Origin of the sequence: Burkholderia lata (assembly GCF_902499025.1) — a bacterium.
In the GTDB taxonomy this organism is placed as follows: domain Bacteria; phylum Pseudomonadota; class Gammaproteobacteria; order Burkholderiales; family Burkholderiaceae; genus Burkholderia; species Burkholderia lata_C.
Genome location: NZ_CABVPW010000007.1, coordinates 153653 through 176640, shown reverse-complemented (window position 1 = coordinate 176640; position 22988 = coordinate 153653). Strand labels below are relative to the sequence as shown.

Annotated in this window: 18 protein-coding genes and 1 pseudogene; 9 read left to right on the top strand and 10 right to left on the bottom strand. The window is 65.1% G+C overall.

What is annotated here, in order from left to right; genetic code table 11:
• Nucleotides 1–41: 41 nt before the first annotated feature.
• The 6 genes from tssK to tssH all read right to left on the bottom strand — a co-directional run bounded on the left by tssK (nucleotide 42) and on the right by tssH (nucleotide 7359).
• Complete coding sequence (gene tssK, locus BDI24065_RS09570) at nucleotides 42–1388, bottom strand: type VI secretion system baseplate subunit TssK (protein ID WP_175031028.1); 1347 nt, start codon at nucleotides 1386–1388, stop codon at nucleotides 42–44.
• Between the two features lie 31 nt (nucleotides 1389–1419).
• Complete coding sequence (gene tssJ, locus BDI24065_RS09565) at nucleotides 1420–1923, bottom strand: type VI secretion system lipoprotein TssJ (protein ID WP_175031027.1); 504 nt, start codon at nucleotides 1921–1923, stop codon at nucleotides 1420–1422.
• A 78-nt stretch (nucleotides 1924–2001) separates the two neighbouring features.
• Nucleotides 2002–2487, bottom strand: a complete 486-nt coding sequence (locus tag BDI24065_RS09560; RefSeq protein ID WP_175031026.1) for an Hcp family type VI secretion system effector — start codon at nucleotides 2485–2487, stop codon at nucleotides 2002–2004.
• 93 nt (nucleotides 2488–2580) lie between these two features.
• On the bottom strand, nucleotides 2581–4074 hold the full coding sequence (gene tssC / locus BDI24065_RS09555; protein ID WP_175031025.1) for a type VI secretion system contractile sheath large subunit: 1494 nt from the start codon (nucleotides 4072–4074) through the stop codon (nucleotides 2581–2583).
• Nucleotides 4075–4101: 27 nt separating this feature from the next.
• Entirely contained in the window at nucleotides 4102–4641 is a 540-nt protein-coding gene (gene tssB, locus BDI24065_RS09550; protein WP_175031024.1) for a type VI secretion system contractile sheath small subunit, read from the bottom strand.
• A gap of 36 nt (nucleotides 4642–4677) precedes the next feature.
• The gene (gene tssH / locus BDI24065_RS09545; RefSeq protein ID WP_175031023.1) at nucleotides 4678–7359 is read right to left on the bottom strand and encodes a type VI secretion system ATPase TssH; all 2682 of its coding nucleotides are present in this window, start codon (nucleotides 7357–7359) and stop codon (nucleotides 4678–4680) included.
• A gap of 538 nt (nucleotides 7360–7897) precedes the next feature.
• Here tssH and BDI24065_RS09540 point away from each other — a divergent pair.
• From BDI24065_RS09540 to BDI24065_RS09515, 6 genes are read left to right on the top strand one after another with little or no spacing between them, the layout of a single operon-like run.
• Nucleotides 7898–8548, top strand: a complete 651-nt coding sequence (locus tag BDI24065_RS09540; RefSeq protein WP_175031022.1) for a TagK domain-containing protein — start codon at nucleotides 7898–7900, stop codon at nucleotides 8546–8548.
• Nucleotides 8545–9396 carry a type VI secretion system accessory protein TagJ gene (locus BDI24065_RS09535; protein WP_175031021.1) on the top strand — a complete coding sequence of 284 codons (852 nt, stop codon included), beginning with the start codon at nucleotides 8545–8547 and terminating at the stop codon, nucleotides 9394–9396. The genes BDI24065_RS09540 and BDI24065_RS09535 overlap by 4 nt, the downstream gene beginning before the upstream one ends.
• Complete coding sequence (tssE, locus tag BDI24065_RS09530; protein ID WP_175031020.1) at nucleotides 9389–9955, top strand: type VI secretion system baseplate subunit TssE; 567 nt, start codon at nucleotides 9389–9391, stop codon at nucleotides 9953–9955. Before BDI24065_RS09535 ends, tssE begins: the two co-directional genes overlap by 8 nt.
• 37 nt (nucleotides 9956–9992) lie before the next feature.
• Nucleotides 9993–11882: a type VI secretion system baseplate subunit TssF gene (gene tssF / locus BDI24065_RS09525; RefSeq protein WP_175031019.1), complete on the top strand. Its 1890-nt coding sequence runs from the start codon at nucleotides 9993–9995 to the stop codon at nucleotides 11880–11882.
• Nucleotides 11882–12937: a type VI secretion system baseplate subunit TssG gene (tssG, locus tag BDI24065_RS09520; RefSeq protein ID WP_175031018.1), complete on the top strand. Its 1056-nt coding sequence runs from the start codon at nucleotides 11882–11884 to the stop codon at nucleotides 12935–12937. Before tssF ends, tssG begins: the two co-directional genes overlap by 1 nt.
• Nucleotides 12934–14052: an ImpA family type VI secretion system protein gene (locus tag BDI24065_RS09515; RefSeq protein ID WP_175031017.1), complete on the top strand. Its 1119-nt coding sequence runs from the start codon at nucleotides 12934–12936 to the stop codon at nucleotides 14050–14052. The genes tssG and BDI24065_RS09515 overlap by 4 nt, the downstream gene beginning before the upstream one ends.
• 50 nt (nucleotides 14053–14102) lie before the next feature.
• Here the strand turns inward: BDI24065_RS09515 and BDI24065_RS09510 are convergent, their stop codons facing one another.
• The 3 genes from BDI24065_RS09510 to BDI24065_RS09500 form a co-directional block, all read right to left on the bottom strand.
• Nucleotides 14103–15449: an ABC transporter ATP-binding protein gene (locus BDI24065_RS09510; RefSeq protein ID WP_175031016.1), complete on the bottom strand. Its 1347-nt coding sequence runs from the start codon at nucleotides 15447–15449 to the stop codon at nucleotides 14103–14105.
• Nucleotides 15450–15460: 11 nt separating this feature from the next.
• Nucleotides 15461–17212: an ABC transporter permease gene (locus tag BDI24065_RS09505; RefSeq protein WP_175031015.1), complete on the bottom strand. Its 1752-nt coding sequence runs from the start codon at nucleotides 17210–17212 to the stop codon at nucleotides 15461–15463.
• An 81-nt stretch (nucleotides 17213–17293) separates the two neighbouring features.
• Nucleotides 17294–18883 carry an inorganic phosphate transporter gene (locus BDI24065_RS09500; RefSeq protein WP_175031014.1) on the bottom strand — a complete coding sequence of 530 codons (1590 nt, stop codon included), beginning with the start codon at nucleotides 18881–18883 and terminating at the stop codon, nucleotides 17294–17296.
• A 256-nt stretch (nucleotides 18884–19139) separates the two neighbouring features.
• Here BDI24065_RS09500 and BDI24065_RS09495 point away from each other — a divergent pair, with 256 nt between their 5' ends.
• The 3 genes from BDI24065_RS09495 to BDI24065_RS09485 all read left to right on the top strand — a co-directional run bounded on the left by BDI24065_RS09495 (nucleotide 19140) and on the right by BDI24065_RS09485 (nucleotide 21703).
• Nucleotides 19140–20084, top strand: coding sequence for a metallophosphoesterase family protein (locus BDI24065_RS09495; protein ID WP_175031013.1), 945 nt, complete (start codon nucleotides 19140–19142; stop codon nucleotides 20082–20084).
• A gap of 25 nt (nucleotides 20085–20109) precedes the next feature.
• A complete protein-coding gene (locus BDI24065_RS09490) occupies nucleotides 20110–20442 on the top strand; it encodes a cupredoxin domain-containing protein (RefSeq protein ID WP_174960570.1) in 333 nt (110 codons plus the stop codon).
• A gap of 121 nt (nucleotides 20443–20563) precedes the next feature.
• Entirely contained in the window at nucleotides 20564–21703 is a 1140-nt protein-coding gene (locus BDI24065_RS09485; protein WP_175031012.1) for a patatin-like phospholipase family protein, read from the top strand.
• 289 nt (nucleotides 21704–21992) lie between these two features.
• Here the strand turns inward: BDI24065_RS09485 and BDI24065_RS09480 are convergent.
• Nucleotides 21993–22958, bottom strand: a pseudogene (locus BDI24065_RS09480) (D-2-hydroxyacid dehydrogenase family protein); the annotation flags it as partial.
• Between the last annotated feature and the right edge of the window lie 30 nt (nucleotides 22959–22988).

Below are 22988 nucleotides of genomic sequence, written 5' to 3'. Positions count from 1 at the left end.
CCCACATCCGGCGGCTCCCCGCCCGCTCGTGTCCAATCCGCTTACGCGCGCACGCCCCACAGCTCAAGCTTGAGCGACGGGAAATCCCCCGCTATATGCAGCGCAACCCCACCATGCCGCACCACCTCCTCCCACAGCCCCCCGCCCTGCATCAGCTCGTAATAGATATATCCGGCGTTGAACGGAATCTGCCGCGGCGGCACCGGAAGGACCTGCATGCCGATACCCGGCAGATGACTGCGCACCAGGCTCGGCAGCTTCTCCGACGGCCCCGCCTTCGCCTGCGCGAGAAACTGCTGCCGCAGCGCATCGGGCGGCATCGCCGCATGCACGGCCAGCACCAGCGAAGCAAAGCCCTGCATATCCACCGGATCGACCACCGCATTGCGCATGCCATGTCCCTGATCCTCGAGCACGATGCTCTGCGCGCTGCGCACCAACACGGCGTTGAGCAGCCGATGCGTATCGTCGACCACCGGCTTCAGGCAGAGATGCGGCGTCGTATGCCGATATGGCGGATGCGTATCGAGCGGTCGACGCGTGTTCGTACGCAAATGCGTCGACAGCTCGCCCGCCATCGCGATCAGCAGCGTGTACACGTCGGCAGGCGACGTGGTCGGCACGCGCAGCATGTGCTGCAGCAACGGCTCGTACCGGTTCAGGATCTGCAACAGCAGGTAATCGGTGACCGTCGCCGCACTCGCGGTCGTATCGTCGGTACCGGCCAGCCGTTGCGACAACGCATTCGCGCGCAGGTGAGCGAGATCGTGGATCTTCGTGACCCAGCTCGTCAGCAGATCGCTCGCGCCATAGCCGGACACGGGCGGTACGATCGTGTCGTCCAGTTCGATGCTGCCGTCCGCACGGATGGTCTTCACACACGTCAGCGCAAGGCCGATCCATGCATCGCCCAGCTCCTTCTCGGGCACGAGGCGAAGCCGCAGGTTCGACAGCTGCACGGATTCGGGCGCAAGGCCGACCGAATTCGAATCGCGCAGTTCGGTGTCGAACACCTGATAGCGCGCCATCGAATCCGCCGTGTTGGCGAACGTCGTTTCCTCGCAGTTCGGCAAGCGCACCGGCACCGCCAGATAGATCACCTGGTCGAGGTGTTCCGGACGGATCGTCAACGGCGGCGGCAACGGCGTATTGCCCGGCGCATCGAACGGCGTGCCGTCGGCGAACACGCCGGCGGCCGACTTGACGATCACCTTCCCGAGCGCGAGCGACTCCAGATCGAGCCCGTAGTGCGCGAAGCCGAAGAAAAACGGCGACAGCGGCGCCGCACGCATGTGTGCGTACTTCTCGAAGTAGCGTTCCTGTTGCTGGAACAGTTGCGGTCTGAAAAACAACCCTTCCTGCCAGGCGACCTTGGCGTACCAGCTCATACGTATCGTCCGTTGTGTTGCGCGACGTGTTTCATTTCTTCTTCGCTTCGTCGATCCTGACGGCCTTGGCCTCGAGATCGACAGTCAGTTTCACTTTGGGTGTGAAGCGGTACCACGCCTTGTCGGGCGCGGCCGGCATCGTGTAGACCGACCGCCACACCGCGTTCGGCAGGTCACGATAGGCCGCGATCACGCCAATGGCGGTCGTTTCCGGATCGGGCCGCCTGACGACTTTCCGTTGCTCGCCGGGCCGCAACTGGAACTCGTCGCGCTTGACGACATCGTCGGCCAGCACGGTCTTCTCCTGGTTCTCGAGCATGAAGAAATCCGCCGCCTCGAACGCGTTGCCATTCTTCAGCTCGTAGATGCGGACCACGATCGGCGCTGCGCGCCCGCGATCGTCCGGATTGACGTCGGATGCCGCCTTGACGGCCAGTTCGAGCCGAACCGGCTCCTTCGGCTTCGGTTCGCCGCTCGCGCAGGCCGAGAGCAGCACGACACCGGCGAGCGACGCGGCAGTCAGAATCGAACGCATGCAGAATTCACCTCGATGAAGCGCGAAATGCGCCGCGCGCGGAGAGCACGAACACTCGGCCGCACGCGGCACCCGCACTTACGCTTCCTTGTTGCCCTTGATGTCGAAGCTCGCCGTGACGGCGCCGCCGCTGCCGCCCTGCGCGTTCTGCACGACGTACTCCTGCTTGACCTTCGAGAACGACAGCGACACCGTCTCGCGGCTCTTCTCTTCACCGACCTTGCTGCCGGACGGCTTCACGCGCGTGACGATCACGTCGCTCATCGTGAGCTTCAGGTATTCGAGCGGATTGCCGCCGGCCTTGCGCATCACCAGCACCGCCTGGTCGATGTGCTTGCCCGTCAGCGCGTACTTCATCAGGTTCGGGCTCGCGCGATCGATGTTGTGTTCGAACGTGAGATCCTTGACCGTTGCCTTCCCGGCGCCGCCGCCGCTACCCGAATGCATCGACGATTCCTGCTGGATTTCCCAGTCCCAGTTCAGGATCTCGATTTCGTCCTTGTGCTTGTCGTCGAGCGATTCGCCGTTGATGCCGTCGATCTTCAGAAAAATGTCCTGTGCCATGTGTAGTACTCCTTTTATTTAACGATTTGAAACTGGCCGATCGTCGGTTGCCGAAGCAAGCCGATGTCCGGCCCTGCGGGACCTACCGGGCGGTCAAGCGGCTTCCTTGATCGACGGCAGCTTCGTCACGAGCCGCAGCGAAACGGTCAACCCTTCGAGCTGGAAGTGCGGACGCAGGAAGAACTTCGCCTGGTAGTAGCCGGGATTGCCTTCCACTTCCTCGACGAGCACTTCCGCCGCCGCGAGTGGCCGGCGCGCCTTCGTGTCCTGCGACGAGTTCGCCGGGTCGGCGTCGACGTAATGCATGATCCATTCGTTGAGCCAGCGCTGCATGTCCTCGCGCTCCTTGAACGCGCCGATCTTGTCGCGCACGATGCACTTCAGGTAATGCGCGAAGCGCGAACACGCGAACAGGTACGGCAGGCGCGCGGACAGATTCGCGTTGGCGGTTGCGTCGGGATCGTGATACTCGGCCGGCTTCTGCAGTGACTGTGCGCCGATGAAGGTCGCGTGATCGGTGTTCTTGCGATGCACGAGCGGGATGAAACCGTTCTTCGACAGCTCGGCCTCGCGACGATCCGAAATCGCGATCTCGGTCGGACACTTCATGTCGACCCCGCCGTCGTCCGTCGGGAACGTATGGCACGGCAGGTTCTCGACCGTACCGCCAGATTCGACGCCACGGATCAGCGAGCACCAGCCGTACTGCTTGAACGAGCGATTGATGTTGACGCCCATCGCGTAGGCCGCGTTGGCCCAGCCATAGCGGCTGTGGTTCGAGCCGTTGGTGTCTTCCTCGAAATCGAACTGGTCGACCGGATTGGTCTTCGCACCGTACGGCAGGCGCGCCAGGAAGCGCGGCATCGCGAGACCGACGTAGCGCGCATCCTCGGTATTGCGCAGCGAATTCCACGCGGTGTATTCGAGGTTCTGCGTGAAGATTTTCGTCAGGTCGCGCGGGTTGGCCAGTTCCTGCCAGGACTCCATCTGCAGCACCGACGGGGCCGCACCGGTCACGAACGGCGTGTGCGAAGCCGCCGCCACCTTCGCGATCGAGCCCAGCAGGTCGACGTCCGGCGGCGTATGGTCGAAGTAAAAGTCGGCCACGATGCAGCCGTATGGCTCACCGCCCAACTGACCATACTCCTGCTCGTAGATCTGCTTGAAGAGCGGGCTCTGATCCCACGCCAGCCCCTTGTAGCGACGCATCGAGCGATGCAGCTCGGTCTTCGAGACGTCCATCACGCGGATCTTCAGGTGTTCGTCCGTCTCGGTGTTCGACACGAGGTGGTTCAAGCCGCGCCATGCGGACTCAAGCGCCTGGTAGTCGTCGTGATGCAGGATCAGGTTGATCTGCTCGGAAAGCTTGTGATCGATCTGCGCGATGATGGCCGCGATGCTCTTGTAGGCGTCGTCGCTGATCGTGATCGATTGCGTGAGCGCCTGCTCCGCAAGCGTCTGCACCGCATGTTCGACCGCCGCGCGGGCCTGGTCCGTTTTCGGCCGGAATTCCCGCTCCAGCAACTGCGTAAAGTCTGACTGGGTGGTCGCCTGGGCCTCGACGGCCCGTGCTTGCTGTTTTGCCATGATGGTCATCCTGGATCGGTTGGTCGGTCAGCTCGCGTCGCCCGAATCGGCCGCGCCTGCTTCTTGCGACTCGAGCCGCGGCGTCGCGGCCAGCGACTTCAGCAGGGCCGGGTCCTGCAGCAACTGGGTGACGAGCGCTTCCGCCCCCGATTTGCCGTCCATGTACGTCTGCAGGTTCGCCAGTTGCGTACGCGCCTGAAGCAAGCGGCGCAGCGGCTCCACCTTGTCGGCGATCGCGGCCGGCGAGAAGTCCTCCATGCTTTCGAAGGTCATGTCGACCATCATCTGGCCTTCGCCCGTCAGCGTATTCGGCACGGCAAACGCAACGCGCGGCCGGATCGCCTTCATGCGCTCGTCGAAGTTGTCGATATCGATTTCCAGGAACTGGCGATCCGATACCGCGGGCAGCGGTTCGACCGGATGCTTGCCGGACAGGTCGGCAAGCACGCCCATCACGAACGGAAGCTCGATTTTCTTCTCCGAGCCATACACTTCGACGTCGTATTCGATCTGCACGCGCGGCGCACGATTGCGCGCGATGAACTTCTGCGAACTGCTAGCGGACATGAACAGTCTCCTGACAGTGGTTGACGGATGTCGAGCTCAACGGCACGGCTCGACACGATGAGAAGGGGTCGCCTCGAACGTCAGCGCCTGGGCAGGCGATGCGGAGGCATCGGCCACGCCGATCGCGATGCGCGCGAGCGGCGCGCGTGATGCAAACGCGTCGAGCCAGAGCGCGGAAAGGCGCGGCAGCACGTGTTGTTCGATGAAGCCGATGAGCACGCGCGCACCGGTCTCCTGAACCAGGCAACGGCCGACGATGTAGTTCACGAGCGTTTCGTCATAGACAAGCGCGATGTCGTGGCTGTCCGCCATGCGCTTCACGACGCGATCCAGATGCAGGCAAACGATGCTGGCAAGCGCGTAGTCGGCAAGCGGCCGGTACGGCACGACCGTCACACGCCCCATGAACGCCGCCGGAAATGCCTTCAGCAATTCCGGGGCAAGCGCGGCCCGCAGGCCGTCGAGATCGGGCGACAGTGCCGGATCCGCGCAGAAGCTCGCGCTCAGGTCGGCGCCGACGTTGCTCGTCAGCAGGATGGTGGTATTGCGGAAATCGATATGGCGGCCGTCGCCGTCTTCCATGTATCCCTTGTCGAACACCTGGAAGAACATTTCGTGCACGTCGCGATGCGCCTTCTCGATCTCGTCGAGCAACACGACCGCGTAGGGACGACGACGCACGGCTTCGGTCAGCACACCGCCCTCGCCGTAGCCGACATAGCCGGGCGGCGCGCCTTTCAGGCCCGACACGGTGTGCGCTTCCTGATACTCGCTCATGTTGATCGTGATCAGGTTCTGTTCGCCCCCGTATAGCGCCTCCGCAAGCGCCAGCGCGGTCTCGGTCTTGCCGACGCCGGACGGGCCGGCAAGCAGGAACACACCCAGCGGCTTCTTGGGATCGGTCAGACCCGACCGCGCGGTCTGCACGCGTTCGCCGATCAGGTGCAGCGCGTCGCATTGCCCGATCACGCGCATGCCCAGCGTTGCCGGCAAGCGGCGAACGGCGGCGATCTCGTCGGTGACCATGCGGCCGACCGGGATACCGGTCCAGTCCGAGACGATTTCGGCGACGATGGCTTCGTCGACCTCGGGGAAAACGAGCGGCACATCGCCCTGCAGCGTGGCTAGCGTGCGTTCAAGTTCGCGCAGTTGATCAACCGACACCGGCGAATCCTCCGCGTCCGCGATCGCGGCGTCTCTTCCTGCGAGCAACGCCTGGGCGGCCGACACCTGCTCGCGCCAGCGAGCCGTGAGCGCCGCTTCCTCTGCCGCCAGCGCGTCAATGCGCGTACGCACGCGATTCAACGCCTTGTCCGCATCGAGACCGATACGGGCCTCCTGCACCAGCAGTGTCTCTTCGGCACGCGCGGCTGCCACGCGCTGCCGCACGTCGTCGAGCTCGCGCGGCGTCGCGTGCTGCGACAGCGCGACGCGCGCACACGCGGTGTCGAGCAGGCTGATCGCCTTGTCGGGCAACTGGCGAGACGGAATATAGCGATGCGACAGCGTCACTGCGGCACGGATCGCTTCGTCCCGCACGACGACGCCGTGATGCGACGAAAACGTCGGCACGAGCCCGCGCACCATGTCGGTCGCGGCCGCCTCGGACGGCTCCTCGACCTGCAACACCTGAAAGCGCCGGGTCAGCGCCGGGTCCTTCTCGATATGCCGCTTGTATTCGGCCCAGGTCGTCGCACCGATTGTGCGGATCGTGCCGCGCGCAAGGGCCGGCTTCAGGAGGTTGGCGGCATCGCCGGTGCCGGCCTGCCCGCCCGCGCCGATCAGCGTATGGATTTCGTCGACGAACAGGATGACGGGCGCCGCCGATCTTGCCGCCGCCTCGAGCACGCCCTTCAGGCGAGCCTCGAACTCTCCCTTCATGCTCGCCCCTGCGAGAAGCGCGCCGACATCGAGGCTCAGCAAACGTACGTCCGCAAGATTCGGCGGCACGTTGCCCGATGCGATCGCACGCGCCAGCCCCTCCACCACGGCCGTCTTGCCGACGCCGGCCTCGCCGGTGACCAGCGGGTTGTTCTGCCGCCGACGCAGCAGCACGTCGATCATGGTGCGGATCTCGAGCTCGCGGCCGATGACGGGATCGATTTCGCCGGCGCGGGCCCGTGCGGTGAGATCCAGGCAGTACTGCTCGAGCAAATTGCCTTTCGACGTGACCGGCAGCGCACCGGAGGTCTCGCCCGGCAGCGCCGGCGCGAGTTCACTGTGATCGTACGGCCCGTCGGCGGCTTCCGGCGACCCGTCGATCCACGCGGGAAGCACATTGCCAAGATCTTCCACTGAAATCTTGCCGAATTCCGGGGAAATGGCGAGAAGTACGCGCCGCAGTTCGGGGGTCGACACGAGCGCCGCAACCAGCCATGCACCGCGCACGCGACAATCGCCATGACCGAGCGTTGCCAACACCCAACCGCGTTCAATGGCCGCTTCGATATGCCAGGAAAAATCGCTGATCGAACTCGCGCCGGCCGGCAACGCAGCCAGCGCCCGCGCAAGATCGCGCTCGAGCGTATCTCGATCGATCTCCGCATGACGCATGATCCGCTGCAGATCGCCGTCCGGCTGCTGGAGCAGTTGGTGCAGCCAATGGACGAGTTCGACGAACGGGTTCCCGCGCAGTTTGCAGAAACTCGTTGCCGACTCGATTCCTCGGTAAAGCTCGACCCCGAGCTTGCCGAACAAGGTCTGGCGTGAAATGTTCATGGTGGTCTTGTTCTGTTCGTTAGCGTGCTGCGGACGATGCCGTCATGGCAATCAGGAGTCCTTGATGGATTCCTTGCCAGACAGGACCTCGAATATTCGAAACACGCCTCTCTCTCCGATTCGGAAAAGACGGCCACCCCGAATCAGGAGCCGCATTATCGACACGAAACAATAATTACGTCAACGCATTAATTTCCGATTCATCAGCAATTAATAATTAAGACAAGTCCTATTTCACACCGTATCGGAATCCATGCAAACGACGCCGACCCGTCTTGCACAAGTCACGGACCACCCATCAATCACTCACTCGCAAGTCATTGTTATTTCGAGATAAACGGCAAATCAAAAAAACCTTAAATGCAAACAAACGGCCTCACCCTATTGATTGGAATCATATTTTTATTTAACCGTTGCAATTTTTGACAATCACCTCTCCATCCATTTCCAGACATTTATCGTCCGAGTGCTTTTTTGAGATGAAAGATTCATCGATACTCGCGTTTGATTTTCAGATCTTTCGCTATCGAACCTACTCATGCGCCCCCTTCGCCTGCCCTGGCGTCGTCAGTCGAACACCTCGCTCTTCGCGCCCGCACCGGAGGACGCACGCTCGCAGCCGGTTGCCGACACGCTGCCGCGGGACGACGCCTTCGGCCCCGCTTGCCTCGACGACGACATGCTCGGCCTCCTCGGTATCGGCACCCGTGACGGTGCTGCAGCCTATTCGCATGCCTCAGCGGACACGACCGCCATCGACGCCGACCACACCGACGCACTGATCGATGCGCTTCATGCGCAGTACTGGCGCGCCCTGACCGACCCCGGCGCGCCGATCGCTTCGGCCTGGGCCCCATCGGTAGACGACACGCTCCCGCACGAGATCACGCCGGATCACCCGCACGACGCACATGCCGACGAAAAGACCGGGCGTTCGGATTCGATCGAGACACTCCTGTCCGGCAATCGCACGATCGAGGATGCCTTCGGTCATCTGGGCGGCCATGTGGAACCGGCGCCCGATGGCGAATCCGTTCCGGAGATCCTGCAACTGTTCGCGCCGCCCGAATTTCATGCCGGGTCTGCGCGTCGCGCGCCCGCGCCGCCTCCGCCGCTTACCCGGCGCGAGCACCATGCGCTGTCCGTGGACAGTCCGCTGACCGCGCCCTTGCGCAAGGACCAACCATGACCGGGCTCACCACCCCCGATACGCCCTCCGCGCAGCGTGCGGACGGCCTCCCGCTCGTCGATCAGATCGCACGTATCGAGGCACGCATCCGCTCGCAACCGACGACCGCCTCCCATCGCCGGGCGCTGTTCCAGCTGCTGTGCATCGTCGGCGAGTGGTCACGCGCGATCCAGCAACTGCAGATGTGGGCAAAGCTCGAACCGGATCAGGCCCGAACCGCGCAGATGTATCGCGACCTGATCCGTGCCGAACGGTGGCGCGCAAAGGTGGTCGAGGGCCGGGAGCGCCCGGGTGTCGTACTTGCATCACCGCGCTGGATCGATGCACTGCTGGACGCGATTCGCCACGCGGCCGACGGGCAGGTCGAACAGGCCGACACCCTCCGCGACGCGGCATTCCAGGCCGCGCCGGACGTTCCGCTCGTCGCGCCGCAAGGCCATGCCGCATGGATCGCGGACAGCGACGCCCGTTTCGGCCCGGTCTGCGAAGTCATCACGGCCGGACACTATCGGTGGGTGCCGTTCGCCGATCTCGCTGCATGGCGCGTGTCGCAGCCGGCGCAACCGATCGATCTGGTCTGGGCGCCCTGCACACTCACGCTCGTCGACGGCGGCCGCGTCCACGGCTTCATGCCAGCCCGCTATCCGGGTTCGGAAACCGGCAACGACGCCGTGCGCCTTGGACGCGAAACCTTCTGGCGCGACATCGGCCGCACGGGTGTCGTCGCGCTCGGGCAGAAAACCTGGGCAACGGACCTGGGCGACTTCAGCCTGTTCGAGCTGGCTCACGCGGCGTTCGGCTCGCGCACGACGCCTGCTGCAATCGACGCGGATCAAGCCCATGACTGAGCGCCGCAAACACCAGCCGGGTGCCGGCGCGCCGACCACACGTACGCCGCGGCGAGCCAGCTCGCATCTGATGCCGACCCTGCTCGATCGCCTGCGCGACGATGCACCGCATCGGCAGACCGAGACCCCGGAGGAATACACGGTCACGCGCAAACAGATGCGCGACATCGTGCAGCGCGATCTCGCCTATCTGCTCAACACGACGAGTATCGAGGACCGGATCGATCGCGATCGCCATCCGCAAGCGGCGGCATCGACCGTGAATTTCGGCGTACCGCCGCTTGCCGGTACCTTTATCGCATCGCGTCAGTGGAACGACGTCGAAAAGATGATCAGCCGGGCCATCGGCGATTTCGAGCCGCGCCTGATTCCGAATTCGCTGGTGGTAGCGCCCCGTACCCACGCCGATGCCGATTCCGCAGGCGAACATCACAATGTGCTCGCCTTCGAAGTCCGCGGCCTGATTCACATGGATCCGTATCCACTCGAATTCATGGTGCAAAGCTCGCTGGATCTCGAAACGAGCGAAATCCGGATCACGGGCATGCGCGCCGGCTGAACGCGGCGCACACAACGACCACAACGAGGCCTCTCCGATGGACCCGCGACTGCTCGACTATTACAACCAGGAACTGATTTACATGCGCGAGCTCGCCGCCGAGTTCGCGCATGCACATCCGAAGATCGCGCGCCGACTCGGCATGCAGGCCGGCGAAGTGGCGGACCCTTATGTCGAGCGCCTGATCGAATCGTTCAGCTTCATGGCCGCGCGCATGCAGATCAAGCTCGATGCGGAGTTTCCGCGCTTCACGGAACGCTTGCTCGAGGTCATCTATCCGAACTACGTCGCGCCGACCCCGTCGATCTCGATCGCCCGTCTGTACCCCGGGAAGTCCGAAGGCAGTCTCGCCGACGGCTATCGCCTCCCGCGCGGGACCGCGTTCACCGCGAAGGTTCCCGATGGAGAGCGCACGGCATGCCAGTTCACGAGCGGGCAGGACGTCACGCTGTGGCCGCTCACGATCACCGAAGCGCGGCTGACCGGCATTCCACCGGACATCCCGGCGCTGGAGCGTTATAGCCCGCCCGACAAGCAAGTGCGCGGCGCGCTGCGGATCAGGCTCGCGACCACGGGGAACATGCGGATCGCCGACCTGAAAGGACTCGAGCGGCTTCCGGTGTATCTGGCAGGCGACGAACAGGTCGCGTCGCACCTGTTCGAATTGCTGCATGCGGGCGGCATTGCCTCCGTGATCGGTGCCCCCGGGGAATTCGGCACGCCGGGCCGCTCGCTCGCGGCCGTCATGGAAAGCGCGATCGAACACGAAGGATTGGGTATCGACCAAAGCCTGCTGCCGCTCAACTGGGCCAAATTCCACGGGCACAACCTGCTGCATGAATACTTCGCGTGCCCCGCGCGGTTCTTGTTTTTTGCTTTGAACGGCCTTGCCGAAGGCCTTTCGCGGGTCAACGGCAGAGAGGTCGAAATCGTCGTGCTGCTCGACCGGGTGCCCGGTCCACTCGCCAATCTCGTCGATGCATCGCGCTTTGCACTCTTCTGCACGCCGGTCATCAATCTGTTCCGGAAACATACCGACCGGGTCGAGATCTCGCCGCGCGACACCGAATTCCATCTGGTGCCGGCAAGACTCACGCCACTCGACTACGAGGTGTTCTCGGTCCGCACCGTCTACGGGCAGGTCGCCGCGACGACTTCCGAACTCGAATTCCGGCCGCTCTATCAGACGCTGAACAATGACGAAGGCAATCACGGTCGTTACTTTTCGGTGCGGCGCGAGCGGCGCCTGCTGTCCGATTCGGCACGGCGCTACGGTACGCGCACGCCTTACGTCGGTACGGAGGTGTTTCTCTCGCTCGTCGACCAGGCAGAAGCGCCGTACGGCGAAAACATTCGCTTCCTGTCGGTCGACGCACTGTTGACGAACCGGGATCTCGCCACGCTCGTTCCGCGCAACGGCGTGCACGACCTGGAAACCGCGCAGTCCGCGCCAGTCGACAGCATCGGCCTGATTCGCCCGCCGAGCGCACCGTTGCCGCCCTATGCCGAGCGGGAGATGGCGTGGCGCCTGATCCGCCAGCTGAACTTCAACTATCTGCCGCTCGAAGCACTCGATCACCGGGAAGGCGGTCAAGGCCTGCGCGACCTGCTGCGTCTGTACCTCGTGGATGGCGACTCAGGGCAAGGCCGCCAGGTCGAGAGCCTCGTGGGTGCGAAAACGCGCCCCGTCACGCGCAAGCTGCCGGGAACCGGCCCGATGACCTTCGGCCGCGGCATCGAATGTGCGCTGACGGTCGACGAGACGGGCTTCTCGGGCGTGAGCCCCTATCTCTTCGGGGCGATCCTCGAGCATTGGCTCGCGCGGCACGTCTCGATCAACAGCTTCACGCAGACGGAGTTGCACTCGATGCAACGCGGCCGGATCGCGCGATGGCCGGTGCGCACGGGCACGCGCGGAGCACTGTGATGAAGCGCGCCACACTACCCGCGCTGTCGCCCAAATTGCTCGCATCCCTGCAGGCCGAACCCTGGCGCTTCGGATTCCTGTCGATGTTACGGCGGATCGGCGCGAACCCGGCGGTCGACCCGATCGGCAGCGCACGCCGGCCGCGGGCCGAGCCGTTCAGGCTCGGTCAACAGCCGAGCCTCGCCTTCCCGCCGAGTGAAATCGCGAGCGCACACGAGACGGCCGGTCGACTCAAGATGCGGCTGTTCGGCCTCGGCATGCTGGGACCCAACGGTCCGTTGCCGATCCACGTGACCGAGATCGCGAAGGACCGGGAAAGCAGTCGCCGCGACACCACCACCGTCGATTTCTTCGACATCTTCCATCATCGGTTCTTCACCCTGTTCTATCGAGCGTGGGCTTCCGCGCAGGCGGCGGCGGGCCTCGACCGAAAACACGACGAGCAATTCTCGTTCTATATCGCAAGCCTCGCCGGACAAGCGGTCGGCGAACTCGACCGGCGCCCGCTTCCGTCGCATGCGCGCCTGGCCGCCTCGTCCCATCTCGTCCGCGAATCGCGCAATCCGGACGGGCTGCGCGCCACGCTCGAACATTACTTCGGCGTTCCGGTCACCCTCGAGGAAAACGTCTTTCACTGGATCGAAATCGATCCGGCCGACTGCGGGCGCATCGGGTATCCGGGTGCTGCCGCCACGATGGGCCGGGGCGCCGTGCTCGGGCGTGTCGCACCCGACCGTCAGCACCGGTTCCGCATCGTGATCGGCCCCGTCGATCTGGATGCCTACCTGCGCTTCACGCCGCAAGGCGAAGACCTGCCACGACTCGTCGAATGGGTTCGGGCATTCGTCGGCCACGAGCTCGAATGGGAACTGGAGCTTCGCATCAAGCCTGAGAGCGCGCCGCCGGCCGTCATGGGCGGCCGGCAGCGCATGGGCTGGTCTGGCTGGCTGGGCCGCCCCGCATCCGACAAGCCGATCACCGGCATGCGCTTCGAGCCGGAACGCCATGCACGCCAATTCAATCGTCGCGCCCCTGCCTCCGAACATCGACCATGAGCAAGAAATCATCTCCCGCCCCAAACAAGCCTGGCCGTGCGCCCGTCGCAGATACGCCGCATGACGACTGGCTGGCGCCGTTGACCGATACGGAGCCGTGCGGCCCGGATCTCGAATACGACCATGATTTCGTGGTGCTGTTTGCCGGCACCGCACCCCGACAGGATGTGCAGTACGGCACATTCGTCGGGTCGCCCGAACCGCTCAACTGGAGCGAGACCGAACGAGACTGCCGGCGGTTGATGACGCGCACGAAGGACATACGCGTTGCCGTGCTGCATACGCGCTGTCGCACACGCCTGGGCGGCGCGGCAGGCCTGTCGGAAGGAACGCGGTTACTGGCGGCGTGGTTGCAGGCGTTTCCGGAGCAGGTTCATCCGCAGGCCGATGCCGACAACGATCGTCATGCCGCGCTGGAGATGCGAATGAACGCGCTGCAGGCGCTGTCGGATCCGGAAGGGTTGCTGGCCGATGTGCGGGAGATCGTATTGACACGATCGACTGCCACCCGGTTGCAGGTTCGTGACGTCGAGCGCGCGTTCGCGCATCCGCGCCCGGTCGACGCGCTCGCGCCCGATTCGGTCACCCTGCAATTGCAGAACCTGCGGGAACAGCAGCCGTCAACGATGACGGCCTTCGACGACGCGGTCTCGAGCCTCTCCGCCATCGATTCGTGGTGCACGACGCACCTCGAGACGTACCTGCCGGATTTCTCCCCGTTGCTCCGCCTGCTCAAGCTCTTTCAGGCGAGCAAGCCGCAGGTCGATAGCCGATCCGGCACGTTGCGTGCGGTCGAACACGAGGAACGCGATACACCGGTGTTGGCCGCACTCGACGAAACGGCCACTGCGCCGGCGCGTCCGGATGACGCGGTGGCCGCTTCTCCAACCCCGACGTCCGTTGTCGCGACCGCCCCGCTTGCGCCATCGGACCGGCAAGCAGCATTGGCGCTGATCTGCGCGGCACGCCGGTGGTTCGAGACGAACGAACCGAGCAGCCCCATCCCGGTGCTGCTCAGCCGCGCCGAACAGTTCGTCGGAAAGCGCTACGTCGATGTCGTCAGGGCCATTCCGCCGGAGCTTCTCGCGCAATGGGAAGAGGCCGACGGTTCATGATGGCATCCCGTCACGGTCGTGCGTGACGGGATGCCATGCGCACCCGACGATCAGCTCTCGACATCCTCGAGACTGAACACCTCGGTCTTGTCGTTGTACGAGAACACTTCGCCGTAACGACCCCAGTCGATCACCGCGTCGAGCGTTTCCTCGGCCGCTTCGTCGGACAGGAAATCCTCCAGCTCCTGCTCGAAGCGCACGCGCGGCGCACGATGGCCCGGGCGCTCGTTCAGCACCTTCCGGATCCGCGCAGCCAGCGGCACGTGCTTCAGCAGGTGATCCGCGAACATCAGCTTGCGTTCCTGCGTGCCGAATTCCGCGAACACGCGTGCGGGCGGCGTCAGGAACACGTCCCCTTCCCGCACGTCCGCGAACCCGAGGTATTGCAGCACTTCGGCGATCGGGAACAGTTCGTCGACTTCCAGATGCAGCGTGCGCGCGATTTCCGGCATGTCGGCGCGGCCGTGATACGGCGCCATCGCGAGCGTCTCGATCAGACCGGACATCAGGTTGGTCGACACGCGCGGCAGCCAGCTGCCGAGCTCGAGCCCCTTCTTCGTCGCCTCGTTGGTCGCACGCGCGGTCATCTTCGCGTAGATGTCGTCGACGAGCTTGCGGAAATCGGTATCGAGCCGGTTGCGCGGATGCTTGAACGGCACCTTGATCTCGGCGATCACGCGGCCCGGGTTCGACGACAGCACGAGGATCCGGTCGCACATGAACACGGCTTCCTCGATATTGTGCGTGACGATCAGCACCGACTTGATCGGCATCCGGCCCTGCGTCCACAGGTCGAGCAGGTCGGTACGCAGCGTCTCGGCGGTCAGCACGTCGAGCGCGGAGAACGGCTCGTCCATCAGCAGGATCGTCGGATCGACGACGAGCGCACGCGCAAAGCCCACGCGCTGGCGCATGCCGCCCGACAGCTCGCGCGGGTACGCGTTCTCGAAGCCGTCGAGACCGATCAGGTCGATCGCGGCGAGCGCACGCTCGCGCCGCTCGCGCGCGTCGACGCCAAGCGCCTCGAGGCCGGCTTCCACGTTTTGCAGCACGGTGAGCCACGGGAACAGCGCGAAAGTCTGGAACACCATCGCGACACCCTCGGCCGGGCCGTCCAGCGGCTTGCCGAGATAGGACACTTCGCCGCCGGTCGGCTCGATCAAGCCCGCGATGATCCGCAGCAGCGTCGACTTGCCCGAGCCGGAACGGCCGAGCAACCCGACGATCTCGCCTTCACGCAGCGACAGGTTCGCATCGTCGAGCACCAGCAGCTCGCCCTGCGACTTGTTGAAACCACGGCTTACGTGGTCGACGCGCAGGATTTCGTCGCCGAGGCGCGGCGGCTGGGCCGCCTGGTTCGTCTGGACAGGGGCATTCACAACATTCGAATTTTGCATCGTGCTTACTCTCAATCGAGACGGAGCCGGGCTTCCGCATAGGCGTACATCGGACGCCACAGCAGACGGTTGAACAGGGTAACGAACAGGGACATCACGGCGATGCCCAGGATGATCTTCGGAAAGTCGCCGGCGGCGGTCGTCTGCGCGATATAGGCGCCCAGGCCGTGTGCGACGACCTTCGTGTCGCCCCACTGCACGAACTCGGACACGATGCTCGCGTTCCACGCGCCGCCCGAAGCGGTGATCGCGCCGGTCACGTAGTACGGGAAGATGCCCGGCAGGATCGCCTGCCGCCACCACTGCTTGCCGCGGATATGGAAGTTCTTCGTCACTTCCTTGTAGTCGTTCGGATAGGACATCGCACCGGCGATCACGTTGAACAGGATGTACCACTGCGTGCCGAGCACGATCAGCGGCGACAGCCAGATATCGGCGTTCAGGTGGAAGCGGACGATCACGATCACGAACACCGGGAACAGCAGGTTCGCGGGGAATGCGGCGAGGAACTGCGCAAGCGGCTGGATCTTCTCGGCCAGCGCAGGACGCAGCCCGATCCACACGCCGAGCGGCACCCAGATCACCGAGGCGATCAGGATCAGCAGCAGCACGCGCAGCAGCGTGATCAGGCCGAGTACGAACACGTGGCCGACCTCGGTCATCGTCACGCCGGTCGCGACGAATGTCACGACGCGCCACACGACGTACACGGTCAGCAGCACCACCAGCACGCCCCACACGATGTCACCGATCCGCGACGACCGTTTGCTCGATATGACGCGCGCCCCCACGCCCTTGAACGACGGGATGCGCAGCGGCACGCGGGCAGCCTGCGACAGCAGCCAGCCGGCCGGCACGAGCAACTGGTGAATCAGGTGCGTGCGACGCATCATGTCGAGCAGCCACGATTGCGGCGCGTCGCCCGACGCCGTGTTCTCCATCCGGAACTTGTCGGACCACGCGACGAGCGGGCGGAACAGCAGTTGGTCGTACGCGAGGATCACGACCGTCATCGCGACGATCACCCAGCCGACCGCGCCGAGGTTCTTGTCCGAGATGGCCTGCGCGAGATACGCGCCGATCCCCGGCAGCGTGATGGTCTGGTTGCCGACCGTGATGGCCTCCGACGCGACGACGAAGAACCAGCCGCCCGACATCGACATCATCATGTTCCAGATCAGGCCCGGCATCGAGAACGGTACCTCGAGCTTCCAGAAACGCTGCCACGCCGTGAGGTGGAACCCGCGCGACACTTCATGCAGATCGCGCGGCACCGTGCGCAGCGACTGGTAGAAGCTGAACGTCATGTTCCACGCCTGGCTCGTGAAGATCGCGAAGATCGCCGCGAGCTCGGCGCCGAGCACGCGGCCCGGGAACAGCGCGATGAAGAACGTGACGGTGAACGAGATGTAGCCGAGCACCGGCACCGACTGCAGGATGTCGAGGATCGGGATCAGCACCATGCCCGCACGGCGGCTTTTCGCGGCAAGCGTGCCGTATACGAGCGTGAACACCAGCGACGCAACCATCGCGGCGAGCATCCGCAGCGTGGTGCGCAACGCGTATTCGGGCAGGTTCGACGGATCGAGCGTGATCTTCTGCGTCTGCAGCACGCCGATCGGCGCCATCGTCTGGTGAAAGCCGATGATCGTCATCGCGAGCAGGCAGATGATCAGCGGAAACGCCACGGCATCCCAGCGGTTGGGTAGCACGCGCCACGCCGAAGCGTTCGCGGTGCGATTCGGATCGAAGCTGATATCCATCGGTAGCGTCTTGTGTTGAATTGAAAATCGATGGGACCGGCTGCGCGTGACGCAGCCGGACGTCGCGCCCCCCGGCGCGGGTCAGAACAGTCCGTGCAGCGCCCAGTACAGGACGGCCGACAGTGCGATCGACGCGGGCAGCGTGAGCACCCACGCGAGCACCAGGTTGCGCACCGTATCCCAGCGCAGGCCCGCGCCGCTCGCCGTCATCGTGCCGGCCACGCCCGACGCCAGCACGTGCGTCGTCGACACCGGCAGCCCGTATGCATCCGCCATCCCGATCGTCAGCATCGCAACGGCCTCGGCCGATGCGCCCTGCCCGTACGTCAGGTGCGACTTGCCGATCTTCTCGCCGACCGTCACGACGATCCGCTTCCATCCGACCATCGTGCCGAGGCCGAGCGCGATCGCGACCGCGACCTTCACCCAGGTCGGGATGAATTTCGTCGCGCGGTCCATCTGCTTCTTGAACGCTTCGAGCGCGCTCGCGTCCTCGACCGAGAACGCCGGCGCCTTCGCCTTCTCCATCAGCCGGATTGCCTCGGATGCGACATACATGTTGTTGCGGACGTTATCGACGAGGTTCTGCGGCACGCTCGAGATGCCGCCGGCCTGCGCGACCTGGTCGGCGATCGTGTCGGTGAGCTTGCCCAGCGCGGGAATCGTCGCCGGCGTCAGCTTGTGCGTGCGGACGTAGGCCTCGACGTCGGCGCGCGGATCGGCCGACTGCGCGACCGGGTCCGCGTACTTGACGAGCGTCGTCGACGCATGGCGCGCCACCGCGACGAACGTGCTCGTCTGGTCGGGCGTCACGGCCTTGTTCAGCGCGTAGGCGGTCGGCATCACGCCGATCAGGATCAGCATGATCAGCCCCATGCCCTTCTGCCCGTCGTTCGAGCCGTGCGCGAACGACACGCCGGTGCACGTGAGGATCAGCAGCAGGCGGATCCAGAACGGCGGCGGCTTGCTGCCCTTCGGCTCCTGGTACAGCGCCGGCACGCGCACGAGCGCCTTCAGCAGCAGCAGCACGAGCGCCGACAGCGCGAAGCCGATCAGCGGCGAGAACAGCAGCGCCTTGCCGACGCCGAGCGCCTGGTTCCAGTCGACGCCGCTCGTGCCCGACGGGCCGCTGACGATCTGGTTCATCAGTCCGACGCCGATGATCGAGCCGACGAGCGTGTGCGAACTCGACGACGGCAGCCCGAAATACCAGGTCGCGAGGTTCCACGTGACGGCCGCGATCAGCAGCGAGAACACCATCGCGAAACCCGAGCCGCTGCCCACCTGGAGAATCAGCTCGACCGGCAGCAACTGCAGGATGCCGAATGCAACCGCGCCGCTCGACACGAGCACGCCGCACAGATTCCAGAGGCCCGACCAGACGACCGCCAGGTGCGGGTCGAGCGAATGCGTATAGATGACGGTCGCGACCGCGTTCGCGGTGTCGTGGAAACCGTTCACGAACTCGAAGCCGAGCGCGATCAGCAGCGCGACGATCAGCAGCATGAACGGCAGGACCGAGCTTTCCTTGACGGGGCTGAGATCGGCGCTCAGATGGATGCCGACATAGACGATGCCGCAGGCAATGATCAGAAAAAACAGCGCGAGGCTGATGGTGCGCGTGCGGTTGCTGACCGCAGCGCTGGTTTCCGTTGCCGCGAGATTCGGCATGAAGTGGGCTCCGGAGAGGTGACTCGGAGTGGCAGGCTATCGATCGGTCGTGACGCAAATGTGACGTGTCACTTACAAGACATTGACAGGCCATCCTTCAAACATCGTGCACCGCCCGCCAAGCCGCGAACACGGGTGTTCGACCTCGTAATGCGCGGGAATAAATCCGCCGCTGCGCCGGTATGGCACACGAAGGCGCCGGTTTATTCCAGGACGATCCGGCCGTCCGGTTTCGTCACACGAATGCGAGGCTCACATGTCTTCATCGATCCCCACCAACCCGTCGCGCCGCAAGGCCCTGCAGTGCATGGCCTTCGGCGGCCTCGGCACACTGTTTACGCTGTCGGGCGGCATCCTGACGCCGTTCGACCTGGCGCTCGCGCAGACCGGCGAGGCACTCCCGGCCAACGCGGGCCGCCCGCTGTTCGTACAGATCAGCGACACGCACATCGGCTTCAACAAGGAGGCGAACCCCGACGTATCGGCCACGCTGAAGCAGACGATCGATCTCGTCAACGGCATGCCGGCGATGCCCGCGCTGGCCATCCATACCGGCGACATCACGCACCTGTCCAAGCCCGAGGAGTTCGACCACGCGTCGCAACTGCTTTCCGCGCTGCGCGTGCCGGAACTGCATACGGTGCCCGGCGAGCACGACGTCACCGACGGTTCGGGCGCCGAATATTTCGGCCGGTTCGGCAAGGCGTCGGACAACCGCGGGTATTACAGCTTCGATCACGCGGGCGTGCACTTCATCGGCCTCGTCAACGTGATGCACTTCAAGCCGAACGGGCTCGGCAGCTTCGGCGACGATCAGCTCGCGTGGCTCGCGCAGGATCTCAAGGGCCGCTCGTCGAGCACGCCGATCGTCGTGTTCTCGCACATGCCGATGTGGACCATCTACGAGCCGTGGGGCTGGGGCACCGGCGACGCGCCGCAGACGATGGAACTACTGCGCCGCTTCGGCTCGGTCACCGTGCTGAACGGGCACATCCACCAGATCGTGTCGAAGGTCGAGGGCAACGTGACGTTCCACACCGCGCGCTCCACCGCGTTCCCGCAGCCGACGGCCGGCAACGGCCCGGGCCCCGTGCCGCTCACCGTGCCGCGCGACCGGCTGCCGTCGATGCTCGGCGTGACGACCGTCGAATTCGCGGGCCATCCGGTCACATCGTCCCTGCACGATGCGACGCTGGCGTGACGCACCGAACCGCAAGGAGACCGACATGAACCGCTTCAAGCCATCCAGCGTCGTCGCCGCGCTGATCCTGTGCGCCGCCGCCCCGCTTTCCGCGTTCGCGCAAGGCCCGGACAGCACGCTCGTGACGATCCACAACTTCATGTTTTCGCCGATGTCGACCACGATCAAGGCCGGCACGACGATCACGTGGAAGAACCTCGACGCGGAGCCGCACACCGTCGTCAACGACGCGGGCATCTTTCATTCGAAGGCGCTCGACCAGGACGAGACGTACTCGTTCCGCTTCGACAAGCCGGGCGTCTACAAGGTGTTCTGCGGGATTCACCCGTACATGAAGGAGACGATCACGGTCGAATGACGCGGCGCATCACGACACGCGCGGACGAATGGCGCATGGCGGGCAGCGGCCCGCCGCCGATCGCCTAAACTGAATCGAACCGTTCGGATCCGACCCACCGTCACACGCAGCGAGGCCAGCCATGACCGCGAGCCAGCCGGCACGTATGGATCTCCCCGGGCAAGTCGTGCTCGTGCTCCAGGGCGGCGGCGCACTGGGCGCGTTCCAGCTCGGTGTCTTCCAGGCGATGGACGAAGCCGGTATCCGGCCCGACTGGGTGGTCGGCACGTCGATCGGCGCGATCAACGCGGCGCTGATCGCCGGCAACCCGCCGGAGCAGCGCTACGAGAAACTGTCGGCATTCTGGCGCCGCGTGACCGAACGGCCCCGTTTCGACGCCGCGCCGCTGCTGCCCGGCTGGGACCGGACGCTGGCCGAGCTGATGATCATCGGCGGCGGCATCGCGGGCTTCTTCCAGCCCAATCCGGCATCGTGGCTCGGGCCGATGGTCCGCCTCGGCGTCGATCGCGCATCGTATTACCGGATCGCGCCGCTGCGCGACACGCTCATGTCGCTGATCGATCCCGACCTGCTGAACGCGGGCCACCCGCGCCTGACCGTCAGCGCGGTCAATGCTTGCACGGGCACGATGCGCTATTTCGATTCGCGCGATACGCGGCTCGGGATCGAGCACATCATGAGCTCGGGCGCGCTGCCGCCCGCGTTCCCGGCGATACGGATCGACGGCGAACCGTACTGGGACGGCGGCGTGTATTCGAACACCCCGGTCGAGGTCGTGCTCGACGACAATCCGCGCCGCAGCTCGATCATCTTCTCCGTCCAGATGTGGAACCCGGCCGGCCCCGAGCCCGAGAGCATCTGGCAGGTGTCGGAGCGGCAGAAGGACATCCAGTACGCGAGCCGCACCGACAGCCACATCGCGCGCCAGCAGCAGATCCACCGGCTGCGCCACGTGATCCGCGAACTGGCCCGGCACGTGCCGGAAGCCGAGCGCGCGTCGCCGGCCGTGCGCCGGCTCGCCGCGTGGGGATGCGAAACCACGATGCACCTGGTCAAGCTCGCGGCGCCGCGACTCGCCGGCGACAATCAGCTGAAGGACATCGATTTCACGCCGGACGGCATCGCGGCCCGCCGGCAGGCCGGCTACGAGGCCGCGCAACGGGCCATTGCGGCACGTCCGTGGGACACGCCGACGGACCCGACGGAAGGCCTGACGGTATTCGACGCAAGCGCGCCGCCCATTTCGGAAAAACCGGCATGACACGTGGCGCCGCGATCGCGTCCCAACGGCACCGGCACCGGCACCGGCACGATCATGCGCGGCCGGCCTGAAGGCGGGCGCGGCCGGCCGCGTTCACCTCGACCATCGCCACGCCGTCCCGCGCGGGGTGCCGGACCACGTAGCCGCGCGCACAGGCTTCCTCCCACACCGGCAGGCGCGGGCACGACGTGCGCCACGCATCGATCACCTCGTCATAAGGCCGCCCGGCGGGCCCGATCCATTCGAGCAGGTCGAGGATCAGCGGCTCGATCGACGCCGTTTCGCGCACGAGCACGTCCGGGTTGACCACGTGGAGCGGCTGCCCGGCTGCATAGGACACGATCTGGTCGAACACATCCGCGAACTGCGTCTCGTATTCGTCCTCGGTCACGTAGCCGATGTGCGGCGTGCATACGACATTCGGCAAGCGCAGCAGCGGGTGCTGCGGGTCACGCAACGGCTCCGTCTCGTAGACATCCACCGCCGCCATCCCGGGCCGGCCGGCCTGCAGCGCCGCTTCGAGCGCGCCCGGTGCGACGAGGCCCGCACGGCTCGTGTTCACCAGCAGCGCACCCGGTTTCATCCGGCCCAGATCCTCGGCCGTCACGATGCCGCGCGTGGCCGGCACGAGCCGCATGTGCAGCGAAAGCACGTCGCAGGTTTCGAAGAAGGCGCGCTTGTCCGGCGCCGTGTTCCACCCGTCGTCGCGCGCACGCTGCAGCGACGCTTCGCGCGCCCAGACCAGCACGTTCATCCCGAACGCGGCGCCATATCGTGCGACCTCCGCACCGATCCGGCCATAGCCGTAAATCCCCAGCGTGCGCCCGCGCAGCGTCCGCCCGACACCGGTCTGCCAGTTGCCGGCCTGCAGCGCGCGCATCTGCTGCGGAATCTGGCGCATCGCGGCGAGCACGAGGCCCCACGTGAGCTCGGCGGCCGCATAAGAAGGCGTGCCCGCATGCTGGTTCGACGACACGATCACACCGTGCGCGGTGCACGCGTCGATATCGATGTGCGGATAAACGCTGCGCTGGCTGATCAGCCGCAGCTTCGGCAGCCGCGCGATCAGCGGCGCGCGAATCTGCGTGCGTTCGCGGATCAGCACCAGCACTTCCGTGTCGCGCAGGCGTTCGGCCAGCACGTCGACGTCCTGCACGTGATCGTTCCAGATCGTGACCGTATGCCCGTCCAGCTTGCGAAAGCACGGCAGCGTGCGCAGCGTGTCGAAATAATCGTCGAGGATCGTGATGTTCATGGGGGCGCTCCTGGCAACGCCGTCATCCTG